The sequence below is a fragment of the Bacillus cereus group sp. MYBKT111-2 genome, from assembly GCF_051915205.1.
In the GTDB taxonomy this organism is placed as follows: Bacteria; Bacillota; Bacilli; order Bacillales; family Bacillaceae_G; genus Bacillus_A; species Bacillus_A paranthracis.
In genome coordinates this window covers 119,359-134,901 of sequence record NZ_JBQAEG010000003.1, presented here as the reverse complement: position 1 = coordinate 134,901, position 15,543 = coordinate 119,359, and the positions used below count along the sequence as shown (strand labels likewise).

Sequence of the window (15,543 nt, the reverse complement as noted above, 5' to 3'; positions counted from 1 at the left end):
GGATATTTGGTATAATTTAGATAATATCTTGTTTTATCAAAGGAGATTAATAATGAGTGGTTTAAAGAAAATTTTTTCTTTAATTTTTAATAGTAAAAAGAAATTAAAAATAGTGATTATAAGGAAGTATCCTCAAAAGTAATGAATTATTTCATTGAACTAGAACATTTTAATTTTATGAATTGTGATAAAGAATCATTAAGCCTTTTTAACTTTAAAAATTATTTTCATAAAGAACCTAAGCTTGATTACTTTGATTTTATAAGACCCAATGGTTCACCTCAAAATTATATGCAAATATTTCTACAAAAAAGGGGGGAAAGTGCAAAAGGTAAGTATTTAATGGATGCAAAAGCATCTTTATTCTATTTACCTGTTGCAAAAGAAGAAGTGCTAAGATACTTTTCTAACGAATTTAATAAGAAAATTAGTTTTACTGATTTTCAAGGGTTTCCTAATAGTTTTCTTATTCATATTCAGTTAGATCATATGCTAAAACCAATAAAGGATAAAACGTTAGAATCTAGTGTGGTAGTTAGTCCTATAATTAAATATTTTCTTCGCCCTGGAAAAAGTTTAAAAGATTTAGAGTTGGATTTATTAAGTACAATAACGTCGGTAATTGAAAGTGAAAATTACAGTAAAATTAGTAATGACTTAGAGTTTAATGAGTCAGAAGAACACGTGGAACTGGCTAAGAGTATAAAGTTTATACATGTTAGATATAAAAATTGGTTAGAACTTTCTCGGAACATTCAAAGTATATTAAAATCATACATAAAACATAGCCACTTCGATAAAGAAGGAGTATTTCGATTTTCTAGTGATAAGGATTATGAGAAAAATATTCGACTTACATACAAAGAATATGTAGGAGTAAACAGTTTTTATATTGAAGATTTGGAGGAAGTAAAATATAACATTAAATATGAAAAGATAGGTAAAGCATTAAAAACATATCTTGCCTTAGATAACTGGGAAACATTAAAAAACTCAGGTGAAAGAGTAGACTTTTTTAATAATGAAAGTATTAACGAAATAAAAAGGATTTTACGAGATATTCCAATTACCAGATGGCCTTCAGGTTTTCCGCTAGGTTTAATGCAGCAGGTAGCTTTAAATCTTATTATTGCAAATTCAAAGGAAAAGGAGGGGTTTATTTTTTCGGTAAACGGTCCTCCAGGTACAGGTAAAACTACATTATTAAAAGATGTATTTGCCAATATTATTTTTGAAAAGGTAAAGTTTTTAAAGGAAACACAGAATTTATTTACAAAAATACAATTTTCTGAGGGACAAGAGGATTATTATTATTCTTTTCATTCAAAACTTAAAGAATATCGTATTTTAGTTACATCAAATAATAATGCTGCTGTTGAAAATATAAGTATGGATTTGCCTAAAGATGAGGAATTAATAAAAAACAATTACACTTATTTAGGATATAACAAGAATGAAAGTTGCTGGGGGAAAATATCAGCTGCAATGGGGAAATCAGCAAATATAAAAGAATATTTTCAAAATATTTCAGATGAGCTTAATGATCTGTGTAATATACATGCTAGTGCTGAGTATTCCTTTGATAGTTTAGAAAAACAGATATCAAGTATGATTAAAACCGCGCAAGTAAACGATGACTTTGATGATATAGATGACGAAAAATGGCAATCATCACAAAAACAATTTGTTAATATTGATGGTGATAATAAAGAAGATCGAATTAATTGTGTTCGGAGTAAGCTATTCAAAACAATGATGGATGAATATTGTACTTTCTTAATTGAAAACCAGGACAAAATAGAAAAAAATTTAACTTTAGCAAGGGCTTATTTTTTAGGTGGGAAAGAAAAAACGAATCTTGATTCTCAAATTAATGAAAAGCAAAGGGAAGACTTCATCCAAGCGATGTTTGATACTATATTCCTACTTACACCTATAATTTCTTCAACATTTGCTTCTGTTTCAAGATTTTTAAGGGATTTGAAAACGGAAGATATTGGTTGGCTGTTTATTGATGAGGCAGGTCAAGCTACACCACAATCTGCAATTGGAGCCATTTGGCGTTCCAGAAATGTTGTAGTGGTAGGTGATCCATTACAAATACCTCCGGTTGTAACGTTGAGTGATGATCAGCTCAAATTAATAGCAAATGAAAGTGCTGGAATTACGAGTGAAAGCTCATTTTTCTATCATTTAACTAGAAGTGAAGTAAGTGTACAAGAATTTGCTGATCTTAATAACAAATTTGGCGGAACAATGAGTGACTCCAAAAATAACACAAAGTGGTTGAGCTCACCGCTTCGTGTACATAGACGTTGTGACAGCCCTATGTTTGAGATATGTAATAAAACAACATATCAAGACAAGATGTTACATGCGACTAAGAACAAAGATATGGTAGAGGATCCAATGTACATGAGTCAATGGTTTAATATTGGAGGAAGAACTACTGGTTCAGGAAACCACTATATTCCTGAGCAAGGAAAAAAAGCGATTGAGATCGCTAATAAGTTTACGCAAAATAATCCAGGGAAAGATTGCTACATTATTTCACCTTTTGTAAGTGTAGTTCAAAAATTAAAGCAGATAAACAAAAATGCAGTAGAAAACAAAAAAATAGAAATCGGAACGGTTCATACTTTCCAAGGAAAGGAAGCTCCATTAGTCATTTTAGTTTTGGGAGTAGATGATCAGCGAACAGGACCGTTAGATTGGGCGTCCAGTACTCCAAATCTATTAAACGTTGCAGCAAGCAGAGCAAAGAAATACTTTGTAGTAATAGGGAATTCAGATACTTGGGGGAAAAAGGAATATTTTGATACAGCTTTTAAATACTTATCGAAAGAAACTGTAAAGATAGAATAAGAGTAGTATCTATTTTTATTTTTAACATAGTAGGGTTACAGTCAGCATTTTTTGGGAAAAGGCTAAGAGGATGCAAGATTTTATACAGTTATTCGGTTCATTCAGTAACAAATGCGAAACCTAAAACCGCGCCATAATAGGAATGCATAAAAAGATGAATAGCTTTATGGAAAATAAAAAAGGGGATCACTTTTGTGAGTAAGGAATCCCCTTTTTCATTGCTACTGATAATAGGACGTTATGTCAACTTCGAGTGAATACAATATTTTAGTTTTAAATTTCAATCTTTAACGGTGTTAATTTGTTATTGGTTCTAATTAGTATAAAGTTTCTAATGGAATCTAATACTAATAGTAAAATTCGTTGTGGTAGGAGATAAAATATGAAAAATATTGTTTTCAAGCTAATGACTGTACTGTTTCTGTTTATGACAGCTAGTCTGTTTAATAGCAATGTTTATGCTGAAAATGTGGATATAGTTAATAAAGGATTTTCCCTGAATGAATTAAAAGGAAAGACTTCTTTTAATTGTTTTATTCCTAAGGAGATAGCAAAAGATTGGAGTATAGAATTAAAATATCCGGAACAAGTACATAAAAATATGGAGAAATTACAATTACATTTCTTGAATAGAGAAGGAACGCAATTAAAAGTTGCAATTATTGAAAGGGCGGGAACGGGTAATGATATTCAACTTGGGGAACATGGAGAAAGAGTGAAAATAAACAATATGAATGGTGTGTTTCATCGGTTAACACCAACGAAAAGAATTAAAGACGTACAAGGCGGGCATTTAATGTGGGTACAAGATGGAACAATGATTGAGTTATTTAGTTCAAGAATTTCTAAACAAGAATTAATTACAATAGCTCAATCCATGCAGAAATTATAAAAAGAGGGTATGTATGTTAAACAACATACATACCCTCTTTTTTATTTATAAACCGATCCACCTGGCATTGCTACATAAAACCAGCCTTCTGTTGGTGCACTTGTTAAAGATCTCCAAGTTAGTGAATAAGAACCGTAAGGGAGATTTTTAAAGGTGAATGCACCATCATAATCATATTTTAAATACTGTTTATATATTTTTCCAGTTTCCCAGCTCGTTAATGTCCACTCGGTTTCTGCTTGTTGTCCATTATGAATGCCTTGTTGCCACACTCTTACTGCGATATCTCCACCAACATGCTTACTGATAGTTACTCCATCCCATTGACCATATCGATCTGGTCTTACAGGGAATTTCTTACTTGTATAAGCACTTGCTGAATTAACTCCAATTGTAGTGAAGCCAATGATAAAAGCAAATAGCATAAAAACATTTCTCTTTAGCGTTTTCACAAAATCATCCCCATTTCTTTTTTTATAACTTACCATTATATGTTAAATGTACAGTAAATATTACCAATATTCAACAGTATTTTCCAAAAAATAAATTTATTCAGAAAATTATACTGAAAATTAAATTTAACCATTTTTAGTATGAATAAGTAAGTAGAAAATTTAGAGTCAAATGTAGTCGAAGAATAGGAAGGAAATGAAACAGTTTCATTTTATATAGAATAAAAAGGGAACCTATGTTCATTATACAAACTATTCCTAATCATAAAATGTGAAATAATATTGGGTTGGATTTTTTAAAATAGGATTTTGCATACATTGTTAAGATTTATTAAATAATAAGTACAACTAAAAAATAGGAAGGGGTAATATAATGTTAAGAAGTTTTATTATAATCTTGGCATTTTTAGGTTTAAGTTTTTCTTCCACAGCATTTGTAGAAGCTAAAAGTAGCATGACTTCATATGAGGATAATAGTACTTTTCACTATAAACATAATTATAAAAAATTATACAAGTTCCTAAATATCCCTGAAGAAGAATATAGTAAGTCTATACAGAATGGCAAGTCATTAGGTGAAATCGCCTTAGAACAAGGGGTTCATGAAAAAGAATTGATTGTTTTTTTGAAAAAGGAAGTATTAAAGCAGTTACATCAACAATGGAAAGCTGGAAAAATTAATACACGTACATACAAAGGAATAAAAGGACATGTAGATGACTTTGTTAAGGATGATATCCATTTTAAATATAAAGAATTTAATAGAAATACATCCGGTTAAAATGAAAAATCATTGATGTAGGAATGTTTCTACACCAATGATTTTTCATTTTTCTTTGAATTATACCAATCAGATTGCATTGTATATAATCGATAATATTCCTTTTCTAAGCTCATAAGTTCATCATGGGTCCCAGTCTCAATAATCTCTCCTTGTTTAAAAACGATAATTCGGTCTGCAATTTTGGCTGAAGCCATTCTATGAGAAATATATATTGTTGTTTTATTTTTAGTTATTTCTTCGAATTTTTTGAATATTTCTAGTTCCGCTCGAGGATCTAAGGCTGCAGTTGGTTCATCTAAAATAAAAATTTCACTATCTCGGTAGAGAGAACGTGCTAATGCAATCTTTTGCCATTGTCCTCCTGAAAGATCTTCCCCCTCACTTATAGCCTTTCCTAAAAAAGTGTTATATCCTTTATCTAATTTTTCAATAAATTCATGCGAATCGGCTTTTTGGGCAACATCTTTTATGTCGTTAAGGTTTTCTTCTTTTAATACATTTCCAAAATATATATTATCTTTAGCTGTATAAGAATATTTTATATAGTCTTGGAATAGTACAGTAATATGTTTAAACAAGTCCTCTTTAGAAATTTCATTAATATTTAAGTCATCAAAATATATTGCTCCTGTCGTGGTTGGATAGAGCCCCATTAAACATTTAACAAAGGTTGTTTTACCTGAACCATTTTCACCGACTATTGCTACTTTTTCACCAGGAGAAATCTGTAATGATATATCTTTTAACACTTGTTTACTACTATTCATATAATTGAAGCTTACTTTATCAAATGAAATTCCTGTATTTAATACACTCGGGAAAGGGTTTGTCCCTTTATAATCTAAAACACTTGGGTGATTGTAATTCATAAAACTAAAATAATCTCCAATGTACAAAGATTCCCTTTTCAGCTCAGCCATACTTTTAGCGATATTATTTATAGCAGTTTGAGCCCCTTGAACAGCCCCTCCAACTGCTACAAATTGCCCAATTGTAAGTGAATTATTTTGAATGAGATATATAATTATAAATGAGGCTAAAAAATAAAATAAAGCTGAAAATGCATCTAAGCTAACAGAGAATATTTGACTTTTACGTAATAAACTTAAAGATTCTTTTAATATTTTTGTACGTCTATTTACCCATTTTTTTATAAAATAATCTCCCAATGAAAAAATACGTATTTCTTTTGAAAAGTTTCGTTGCTTAAGTATAAAGGTAATATAGTAAATTTCACGTGAAAGTGGTGTCTGATCATGAAACAATAGATATTGTTGTTTACCAAGCTTTGCTTCAATTAACAATATTGGAATCGCAGCACATAAGCTTATCACACTTAAACTCCAATGAATTGAAAAGAGATAAATAATAAGGCTACTTATAGTTATAAAATCTTTAACAATGGACATTACGTTTCGTAGCGGACTTAAAAATTTCCCTCCAAGATTACTGTTGGTACGAGTTAGTTTATTATAGAATTCGGGAATATCAAAATAACTTAAAGGAACAGAAGTAGTTTTTCTTAAAATATTTTCTTGTAATGATAATTCTAATTTTTCCTCAGACTTCCGATCCATATATTCCTGCCCTTTTTGTGTAAGAGATGTCAAAACCATTAACATAAATTGAATACACAACCAAAATAAAGGGATAAGATAATTTCCTGCCTTTTCTTGGATTAACAATGTAATAGAATTTATTAATCTTTCGGTTATCCATACCGTTAGTGCGGGGAAAATCCCTCGGATAATATTATTCAATATCGAAAATATCAACCAATTTTTTTCGTTTTTCCAAATATATATATAAGCTTTATGTAAATCATTCATTTAAAACACCTCATTTTGAATAATAGTTAAAAGGATGGGGATTCCCCATCCTTTTAATTGAAGTGATGCTTAGTGACTAAATCTTGTACTAGCACTTACATCCATAATAAGTAGTTTTATCGTCAAGAATATCACCACGGTCGTTTACTAAGCGACAACGACTATATTCTTCATATTTTCCATTTGAACAACGACTTTTACAATACTTATAACATAACCAATCTTGATTTAACATTTACTACACTCCCTTTCAATTAGGTCCTTTATACAAAGTTTGATAGAACATAATAGAGATGTTTTATGTTTTTCATAGAAAGTTAAGTTAAAATTTTTTAATTAACATTTACATCCATAATAAGTAGTTTTGTCATCAAGGATGTCGCCACGGTCATTTACTAATCGGCAACGGCTATATTCTTCATATTTTCCATTTGAACAACGATTTTTACAATACTTATAACATAACCAATCTTGATCTAGCATTTGTACTTCACCTCCTTTCATTGGCTACTTATAAAAGACAGTGCTAAAGATATCAATTTTCTTTTATGAAACTCTTTTCTTAATATTTGTTCGACCAATGTGCGTTAAAAGTTCTAAATGTTTTAAGCCAGCTGGAACGCCACCTTTAGCAGTAACTTCACCACTAGGTGAAATAAAATAGGCAAAAGGAAATAAGCTAACTTTAAAAAAATCTATATATTCAGGAGTTAATTGTATTGTTGGTACCTCTATATTTAAGTGGGACATTTTAGCTAAAATGTCAGGCTTATTTCCTTCGATTAAAGTAATGACCGGAATGTCTGAGTATTTAGACATATAAGATTCTAATGCAGAATAAACGTTAGTACATGCACCACAGTCAGTTGATAATACAACTACTACAGTTCCGGATCTTTTAGGATGCAAAAGTTCAATTGTCTTATTAGTTACCGTTTGTAATTTTAAATTAGGTACAGTGGTCCCATAAGAGAGACCAAGATCATCCAAATCTAAAGCTAATGGTTTAGGTTTGGATCTACGCAGTATAGTTACTAGAATAAGTGATAACAAAATTACTATAGCCCAAAGGAGGAAATACGAAAGCATGAACATAGTTAAGTCTCTCCCTAAATTTTATTAGTTTTTAAAGCTTTTTTATAATCATAAAAGGTTGATCCTAAAACATATAGCATTACTATGCCAATTGATGAGAAACTAGTGTTAATTAAGTCATTTAGAGGATAATCTAAGATGTTTTTAGAGGGTGCGTTTAAGAGAAGATATGTATCTAAAAGGAAAAAAAGCAAAATATGAACTATAGTATTCATACCAAATTCCTCATTTGTTAATCCACCAAAACAATTACATTTAATTTTCTTCTTAGTATATAGTGCGTATATTGTAACAAAAAGGAATATTAAGAGTAGTAATATTAAAGAAATTAATCCGCTAAAAACTAAGCTGCTAAAAGCTAGGGATAAAGCAATTATGAATTCACCTGTAGGAACTATGATAGCTAAAAATTTAGAAAGATATTGTCCAAACCCAAGTCCGTGAATTGTTGCTTGAAATTCTTGTATAGTTAAAAATTTAGATAAAGCACTTAAAATTAACAATATCATTAGAAATACTTGTAGAAATAAATCAATATTCATAAGGGAAATGTCCTCCTTTCCTTAAAATAAGACATGAAACTTTCTGTATTTACTAAAATTATACAAAAAAATTCTAATTTCATCCTTTTTTTATTTAATTTTTAAAAAAAAGAAAAAAATGTAAAATTAACTAAATCTATCTGTTTTTGTGTAATTATTTATATTTTTTAATCGGGGTACTGACGCATGCCCATCAAGCTAACTAGATAAATTACTAGGTACGATTTGATCCTTGTTTCAAAACTAGAAAGTGATAAAAAAAGTAGGCATGCTAAAGAAGCCTATTAAAACGCGATTTTTTCGCTAGTCAGTTTGTCTATGATTCACCGTCGTTTTATACACAATCCCTAGAATTTCAAAGACGGTCATTTTCTTATGTCTATGACATTTATGAGCGTTCTTTTTGTACAGCTGATAAAGGCGATGCAGAATTTTTAAAAGTTCTTCTGTGCCAACAGCTATCGCTTGAAACAATGACGGAAAGTAATCTTTAATCATATAAATTGCTTTGTATTCACTCAGCTCCTGTTTTTTCTTCTCAAGCAGAAACTGGCGCATTTGAAACATCGTAGAAGAACAGAGAAGAATGCCGATGAGCTGTCCATATAAATGGCACTCTAGTGGTATTATCCCCTATACGTAGACAGTAAAAAAAGAGTCCATCTGATATGATGGACTCAATACTATTTTATCTGGTGGGGATTTATTTATGGAAAGAAAGGGACAATCATTTCAAAAATATACAGAAGAACTAAAGCGAGAAGCAGTTCGTCTTTGATTAGAAGAGAGAATATCCTTATCTACTAAGCCACTTTTACATTCAGATCAAGGGTTTCAATATACATCAAAATCTTACGCAAAGCAGTTAGAAAGATTAGGATTTGTGGGTAGTCATTCTAGACGTGGAAACTGTTTTGATAATGCATATATTGAATCATTCTTCTCACATTTAAAAACAGAGAAGTTGTATTTAGTTCGCCCAAAAACATATGAAATGGCTTATTAAACAATTCAAGAATACATTCAATTCTATAATACAGAAAGGTTCCAAGAAAAACTTCACGGCCTTTTCCTGATAGAATATCGGGAAGAGGCCGTGGCATAATACTCTTTTTATGACTGTCTACTTGACAGGGAGAGGACCAAGTAGTATCTATTTTTATTTTTAATATAAAAGGGTTACCGCCAGCATTTTTGGAAAAAAAGCTAAGAGGATGCAAGACTTTATACAGTTATTCGGTTCATTCAGTAACAAATGCGAAACCCAAAACCGCGCCATAATAGGAATGCATAAAAAGATGAATAGCTTTATGGAAAATAAAAAAGGGGATTACTTTTGTGAATAAGGAATCCCTTTTTTCATTGCTACTGATAATAGGACGTTATGTTAACTAATGATGAAATTCTTATTCATCAAAATGACACAACATATCCTTCTTTTGAAATGGTAATATATAGAAAATAAAGGTGTGAAATTATGGATAAAAATTTAGGTTTCCTGTTTATCTCAATTGGAATGTGCTTTCTTATGTTGACTTTTACAATGAACGTTAAGAACATTGTCTGGGCTGTACTATTAGGAAGTAGCATTGTGTCTAATATAGCAGGAACAATTTTATTATTTATATGCATAAAGGAATATAAACAACAAACATTTTAATTGTTTATATGATTCTTTTTGTTTAACTTATTCCTTCATAGATCCATATATATTTTAATTATTATAATAAAGGGGAGAACTAAATGAAAAAATTATATAAATCCACTCAAGATAAACAAATATCAGGTGTACTAGGTGGCTTAAGTGATAAATTTGGAATTGATGTTAGTATCCTTCGAATAGTAACTGCATTATCATTCTTTTTTACTGGCGGAATAATATTAGTAATTTATATAATAGCTGCGATTGTTTTGCCTACTGATAAAGAAGTTAAAGGATATTAAAAACTTATAAAAAAGAGAACGATCTTTTTTTATAAGTTTTTATAACGGAAATTATGTAAATGAGCAGTCCAAATGGATAGTTTATTTTATTTTTTGCTTAGTGTGTTTTCTTTAAATGCTGTTGGTGCCTTGGCTTAAAAAATGTTAGGAGTGAAACTCATGTATTGTGAAAAAGATAAAAATCTTCAACCAATGAAGTTCCAATTAGGTGAAAAAGTTTCATTTAAATTCGGAAATAAGATGCTCGTCGGAATAATTGACATTAGAGATTTTGGCGGGTCGATTGAACACGACTATCATTCCTATGATATTCTTGTCAAAGAAGAAAACATGCTATATAAACACATTCCAGAGCGTGATGTTTTCAAACTTACACATTCGGAAAATTCCCACTAGGAAAATGGATACTATAAATGGGGTTACAGAAAGAAAAGGTGTTTTCACATATAGAAAACACCTTTTCTTTCTACAACTATTTTTTAATAGGTTAATACTTTTTTCTACAGTCTAAAACATTTTTTAAATCAAACACTAGAATTATAACTTAACTCTGTATTTTTATTAGGAACAACAAAATGTTGCTTTTCTAAGAGAGCTTTTTGGAATATAAACTTTATCGTTTTCAATTTTGTATTCAATATCATTCTCTTTTAATATTTCAGTGTTAACAGTATGTATACTATCGCCCCATCTAACGAATTCTTCATTTTGATTTTTTTGATAAAAATAATATGCTATTAACAAGCTGAAAATTAACAAGCATAAAAGAACAATAAATTCCTTTTTCAAATCTATCCCCCAATTGATTTAAATTATAACATCGTTTATTAAATCAAACTGCCAGTTAGCGGAAGAAGGAAAACTGACATAATAACATTTTGATTCAACTTTTTTATAAACGGTACGGCTTTATTTCAATTTTACATTAAGGGGTACCAACGTAAAAACCCTAACATAAAAAATAATTATTTTCGCCGCCTTCTCTTTGCTTTTTTTTGCCGATTTGTTTGACTATATTTTTTTATAGGAGTGCTTTTATTTTTCTTATAATCGGGTAACTTGAGTATAAGAACAGAAAGCGCAGTAAAAATGCAAAATATAAGCATTGCAATGATCCAGAGGTTAATGTCATATTCATATAACTTACTAAAATACTTTTTGTGATGAGTAATATAACTTACATTACTGTCAATTGCTTCAAGGGAAAATGATAGTAAAAAACTTTGAAAATGCATTTCCTATTACACAATGGGGGGAGAGTAGATTGGTCCAACATTGAAAACTATGGTGGTTTATATAATGAGGATGAAATAAAATTATATCTACAGAACTTTTTTGGAACATACTCTCAGACCGTATATATTATTTGGGATAATGCCAGAGTACCAGTAATTAAAACAAATTTACATCAAGTTTTAAAAGTAATATATGATGTTACAGCTGTTATTTTTGATACGTGGATATATTCACCAGATATGGGGTTTGTTATTGAGTATCATCATGATGGTGATATACGTATTGGAGACGTGAAAAATATTATTAAACGAATAGATTTTTATAAACAAACGATAGAAGAAAATATTTTACTTACGTATAAATATCATAATTAAGCACAGGTTATATACAAATATAGTGGAGGTGCAATTATGAATATTCAAAGACACGAAAGTAATACAAATCAAATTCTTATTTCAGCTGCAGCAAGTGCTATTGAGCAAATGAAGTATGAAATTGCCCGTGAATTAGGAGTCACACTAGGACCTGATACATCGTCACGTGCAAATGGATCTGTCGGTGGAGAAATTACAAAACGCTTAGTTCGAATGGCTGAAGAGCAGTTAACAGGACAATATAGATTACACTAAGTTAAAATAACAAAAGGAAAAAGGGTCCATAAAATGGATCTTATTTCCTTTTGTTTACACAAAATCTGAAAACTAGTTTTTATAACTTAAGAACGACCTTTCAGATTAATTTATTAGAAGTGTTATTCAATAAGGTAATACGATAAGGGCTAAATTTAAAATAATTCATTACAAGTAGATTAAGAGCTATTTAACATATTATTATTATATTTTGTTATTTTTTTCTAGTTTATTAAAAACTTATAATTAGTGAAGTCATCTTTTTAATTAACCATTGATATTGATCGATAAATAGGGGGTCTCCATTTCCTACACGGTTGCCTTTAGAAAAAAGAAACAACCTCTACTATGATTGATGTTGTATGAGCTTAGCTTGATAGCGATGTGGCGCTACCCCATTAAGAAAAGAAATAGGAGAGAAGAGAGAACAACCTATTATCTCTCCGTCTCAAAAAACTCAATCCACTCTCTATCAGGACCCGCGAAGAATATGTAACGTGTTCCATCCGGTAATGTTTCGATTTCTTCTCCTAGTAAGAAGGTTACTGCATGTTTCTTTAGTCTTTCAATTTCATCCTCTAATGAATCCACTTTAAAGCAAATGTGATGTACTTTTCCTTCTGCCGGAAGGGAAGAGTTGTAGCCTTCAATTAATTCGAGTATCGTTTCTTTTGATTCTTCCACACCTAAAAAAGCGAGTTTTAAGTCTGGATTCGGGTGTCCCATTCTCTTAATGAGTTGTAAGCCAACTACTTCTTCATAAAATGCGATAGATGTTTCTAGGTTTGCAACCATAAGTCCAACGTGTTCGATTCTTCTAACTGGCATGTAGATTCCTTCTTTCTGAAAATTATATACAATATGTTATTGAAAATTAAGAAAATAAGCAAGATAAAAACCTTACAAATTTTAGCGTGTTATATGGTATAGTGAGAAAGTATGTTTGGGGAGAAGGAAGGAGATTATACGATGAATACACCTACTCAAACTCCTTTATTATCGGAAACGATGAAAGAGTGGCATTATGCATTAGCATATGAAATTAAACATTGGAAAACGATAGGTGGTAGTAAAATTTCTATCATGAACGGTCGTTTTTTATATACAGATTATGAAAGTACAGTATATGTATTTCAGCTTATTTCGGAAGTAAGCTTGCCTGAAGGTTCACCGATTCGAATTGAGTTCGATGGTGAGGAAGCGACAGGGGAAGTATTATCTGTACATGGATTAGAAATAGAACTGAAATTAAATGATTATATACAAGGTGAAATACGAGAAGCTGTTTTATACAGCGAACCGTGGCAGCTTTTAGAGCAACTACAAGAGAGGTTAAAGGAAGCACGTAAAGATAAGCTGAAACGTAATCGTATAAAACGTCTTATTGATGGGACGAGTAGTCCGAAACATATGGAGAAGATGAAAAATCCGAAAAATGAATTGGCGTATCGCTCGTTTTATAATCCGACAACGTACGTATGGGGACCACCTGGAACAGGGAAGTCTTACAATTTATCACGTATTATTTCGGCTCATTATCAAAAAGGAAAGTCGGTACTTGTGTTAGCTCATAGTAACGCAGCAGTGGACGTATTAATGAGTGAAGTAACAAAGCAAATTGAAAAGAAAAAGAAATGGACGCCTGGTGAAATTGTTCGTTACGGTTATAGTCAACACGAACATATACGAAATCATGAAACGTTACTTGCGTCGAAGTTAGTTGAAACGACGAACGGGTCTTGGGGTGAGGAGAGACTCTATTTAGAAGAGACACGACAAGATCTTCGTGAAAAGATTTTATCATATAAAGCGACATCTGCTGATAAGAAGCGTATACAAGAGATTGAAAGTGACCTTCGAAAGCAAAAAGCGAAAATTAAAGAAGTAGAAAAAGAATACATTGAAAATGCGAAAGTAATCGGCGCAACTTTATCGAAATGTGCTATTGATTCACTTATTTATGAGCGTACATTTGATTTAGTTGTCGTAGATGAAGTGAGTATGGCATATGTTCCGCAAATTGCATTAGCTGCTTCACTTGGAAAACGTATCGTCGTTTGTGGTGACTTTTTACAGTTACCTCCAATTGCGATGGCAAACCATGAACTCGTTCGCAAATGGCTTGGCGAAGATATGTTTTACCATGCTGGGATTGTGGAGTCTGTTAATAAATCAGAAGCACATCCGAACCTGTTTATGCTGCAGGAACAAAGACGTATGCATGCGGATATATCTAAGTTTACAAACTCGTTTATTTATAAAAATAGAGTATACGACCATCCGTCTGTTTCAGAACGTAAAGAACTTGCGCAATTGCAGCCGTTCGCAAATGAAGCAAGTGTTTTATTTGATACGAGCCAAATGGGAGCTTTTTCGTTAAAAGATGCTGCTTCAGGATCTCGTTTTAACATTATGTCTGGTTTAGTAGCAATGCAAATGATGTTAATTGGACTGTTAGACGGTGTGCAATCCATTGGTGTTGTGACGCCTTACAGAGCGCAGTCTCGCTTTTTATCAACGTGTATTAGAGAAATGTTACAGAGAACGAAATACCAAAACATACCTGTTTTAGCAGCGACAGTTCATAAGTTCCAAGGATCTGAAAGAGATATGATGATTTTTGATACAGTAGATAGTTATCCGCAAGAACGACCTGGCGTATTATTCTTTGACCATAAAAACCATCGCCTCGTCAATGTAGCAGTGACAAGAGCGAGAGGAAAGTTCATTCAATTATCAGATTGCCATTATATGCGTAAAAATCTTTCAAGAAAACAAGCGTTATCACAATTAACAGCTCATATAGAACGTCACGGAGATGTGTATGATCGCACGACATCAAGACAATTGTGGGAACGAAAAATATCGAAACGATTACGCTGGTTTATGGAAATGAATCTTGAGGAAACGAAAGGGCTATTAAAAGATATTTTAGCAGCAAAACGAAAAATTATTATTTCGCTTCCAAGTACAAAACAAGTGGATAAGCGAGTATGGCAAGCGTTAATGCGTACAAATGCACAGATAACAGTGTATAGTGACGGACCAGTTCCACTGAAAAATGTAAAGTTACAAAGACAAAATAAAGCTTTCCCGTTTATCGTAATTGATGATGAAATCTTCTGGGCAGGCGCACCGCTCACATCTCAAATGATATTTGAAGGCAGTACGGAATTTCCGTACGTATGTGCAAGACTGCAAGCACCTGAGACAATTGGTGTATTAAAAGGATTTTTAGATATTCGGTAAATTCGGATAGGAATTCCTTGACTTTT

Annotated in this window: 13 protein-coding genes and 5 pseudogenes; 9 read left to right on the top strand and 9 right to left on the bottom strand. The window is 31.4% G+C overall.

Annotated features, from left to right (window positions below):
* Window positions 1-52: 52 nt before the first annotated feature.
* Both ACTFNE_RS09460 and ACTFNE_RS09455 read left to right on the top strand, forming a co-directional pair.
* A pseudogene (locus tag ACTFNE_RS09460) lies at window positions 53-2,865 on the top strand (AAA domain-containing protein).
* 382 nt (window positions 2,866-3,247) lie between these two features.
* Complete coding sequence (locus tag ACTFNE_RS09455) at window positions 3,248-3,757, top strand: DUF4367 domain-containing protein (RefSeq protein ID WP_046199578.1); 510 nt, start codon at window positions 3,248-3,250, stop codon at window positions 3,755-3,757.
* Between the two features lie 41 nt (window positions 3,758-3,798).
* Here the strand turns inward: ACTFNE_RS09455 and ACTFNE_RS09450 are convergent, their stop codons facing one another.
* Window positions 3,799-4,209, bottom strand: a complete 411-nt coding sequence (locus tag ACTFNE_RS09450; RefSeq protein ID WP_046199577.1) for a hypothetical protein — start codon at window positions 4,207-4,209, stop codon at window positions 3,799-3,801.
* Between the two features lie 397 nt (window positions 4,210-4,606).
* Between ACTFNE_RS09450 and ACTFNE_RS09445 the strand changes: the two genes are divergently transcribed.
* Entirely contained in the window at window positions 4,607-4,990 is a 384-nt protein-coding gene (locus tag ACTFNE_RS09445) for a hypothetical protein (RefSeq protein ID WP_254796429.1), read from the top strand.
* A 29-nt stretch (window positions 4,991-5,019) separates the two neighbouring features.
* Here ACTFNE_RS09445 and ACTFNE_RS09440 read toward each other — a convergent pair whose 3' ends face one another.
* From ACTFNE_RS09440 to ACTFNE_RS09420, 5 genes and pseudogenes are all read right to left on the bottom strand, one after another.
* Window positions 5,020-6,822, bottom strand: coding sequence for an ABC transporter ATP-binding protein (locus ACTFNE_RS09440; protein WP_046199575.1), 1,803 nt, complete (start codon window positions 6,820-6,822; stop codon window positions 5,020-5,022).
* 336 nt (window positions 6,823-7,158) lie between these two features.
* Window positions 7,159-7,326: a hypothetical protein gene (locus tag ACTFNE_RS09435; protein WP_270706099.1), complete on the bottom strand. Its 168-nt coding sequence runs from the start codon at window positions 7,324-7,326 to the stop codon at window positions 7,159-7,161.
* A 42-nt stretch (window positions 7,327-7,368) separates the two neighbouring features.
* On the bottom strand, window positions 7,369-7,917 hold the full coding sequence (locus ACTFNE_RS09430; protein ID WP_046199574.1) for a TlpA family protein disulfide reductase: 549 nt from the start codon (window positions 7,915-7,917) through the stop codon (window positions 7,369-7,371).
* A 14-nt stretch (window positions 7,918-7,931) separates the two neighbouring features.
* Window positions 7,932-8,459 carry a MauE/DoxX family redox-associated membrane protein gene (locus ACTFNE_RS09425; RefSeq protein ID WP_046199573.1) on the bottom strand — a complete coding sequence of 176 codons (528 nt, stop codon included), beginning with the start codon at window positions 8,457-8,459 and terminating at the stop codon, window positions 7,932-7,934.
* Window positions 8,460-8,762: 303 nt separating this feature from the next.
* Window positions 8,763-9,080: pseudogene (locus ACTFNE_RS09420) on the bottom strand (IS4 family transposase); the annotation flags it as partial.
* Between the two features lie 172 nt (window positions 9,081-9,252).
* On the opposite strand from ACTFNE_RS09420, the pseudogene ACTFNE_RS09415 reads away from it, so the two are divergent.
* The 3 genes and pseudogenes from ACTFNE_RS09415 to ACTFNE_RS09405 all read left to right on the top strand — a co-directional run.
* Window positions 9,253-9,564, top strand: a pseudogene (locus tag ACTFNE_RS09415) (transposase); the annotation flags it as partial.
* A gap of 638 nt (window positions 9,565-10,202) precedes the next feature.
* Window positions 10,203-10,403, top strand: a complete 201-nt coding sequence (locus ACTFNE_RS09410) for a PspC domain-containing protein (RefSeq protein WP_046199571.1) — start codon at window positions 10,203-10,205, stop codon at window positions 10,401-10,403.
* A gap of 159 nt (window positions 10,404-10,562) precedes the next feature.
* The gene (locus tag ACTFNE_RS09405; protein WP_046199570.1) at window positions 10,563-10,799 is read left to right on the top strand and encodes a hypothetical protein; all 237 of its coding nucleotides are present in this window, start codon (window positions 10,563-10,565) and stop codon (window positions 10,797-10,799) included.
* A 165-nt stretch (window positions 10,800-10,964) separates the two neighbouring features.
* Here the strand turns inward: ACTFNE_RS09405 and ACTFNE_RS09400 are convergent, their stop codons facing one another.
* Window positions 10,965-11,192 (bottom strand): hypothetical protein, encoded by a 228-nt coding sequence (locus ACTFNE_RS09400; RefSeq protein ID WP_046199569.1) that lies wholly within the window; start codon window positions 11,190-11,192, stop codon window positions 10,965-10,967.
* Between the two features lie 176 nt (window positions 11,193-11,368).
* A pseudogene (locus ACTFNE_RS09395) lies at window positions 11,369-11,608 on the bottom strand (hypothetical protein); the annotation flags it as partial.
* Here ACTFNE_RS09395 and ACTFNE_RS09390 point away from each other — a divergent pair.
* Together ACTFNE_RS09390 and ACTFNE_RS09385 are read left to right on the top strand one after the other, a co-directional pair.
* A pseudogene (locus ACTFNE_RS09390) lies at window positions 11,602-11,947 on the top strand (CDI toxin immunity protein); the annotation flags it as partial. The pseudogenes ACTFNE_RS09395 and ACTFNE_RS09390 sit on opposite strands and share 7 nt — an antisense overlap.
* 102 nt (window positions 11,948-12,049) lie before the next feature.
* Window positions 12,050-12,268: an alpha/beta-type small acid-soluble spore protein gene (locus ACTFNE_RS09385; protein ID WP_001025759.1), complete on the top strand. Its 219-nt coding sequence runs from the start codon at window positions 12,050-12,052 to the stop codon at window positions 12,266-12,268.
* 435 nt (window positions 12,269-12,703) lie between these two features.
* Here ACTFNE_RS09385 and ACTFNE_RS09380 read toward each other — a convergent pair whose 3' ends face one another.
* Window positions 12,704-13,096: a VOC family protein gene (locus ACTFNE_RS09380; RefSeq protein WP_046199568.1), complete on the bottom strand. Its 393-nt coding sequence runs from the start codon at window positions 13,094-13,096 to the stop codon at window positions 12,704-12,706.
* A gap of 111 nt (window positions 13,097-13,207) precedes the next feature.
* Here ACTFNE_RS09380 and ACTFNE_RS09375 point away from each other — a divergent pair, with 111 nt between their 5' ends.
* Complete coding sequence (locus ACTFNE_RS09375) at window positions 13,208-15,517, top strand: AAA domain-containing protein (protein WP_046199567.1); 2,310 nt, start codon at window positions 13,208-13,210, stop codon at window positions 15,515-15,517.
* The last annotated feature ends 26 nt before the right edge of the window (window positions 15,518-15,543 follow it).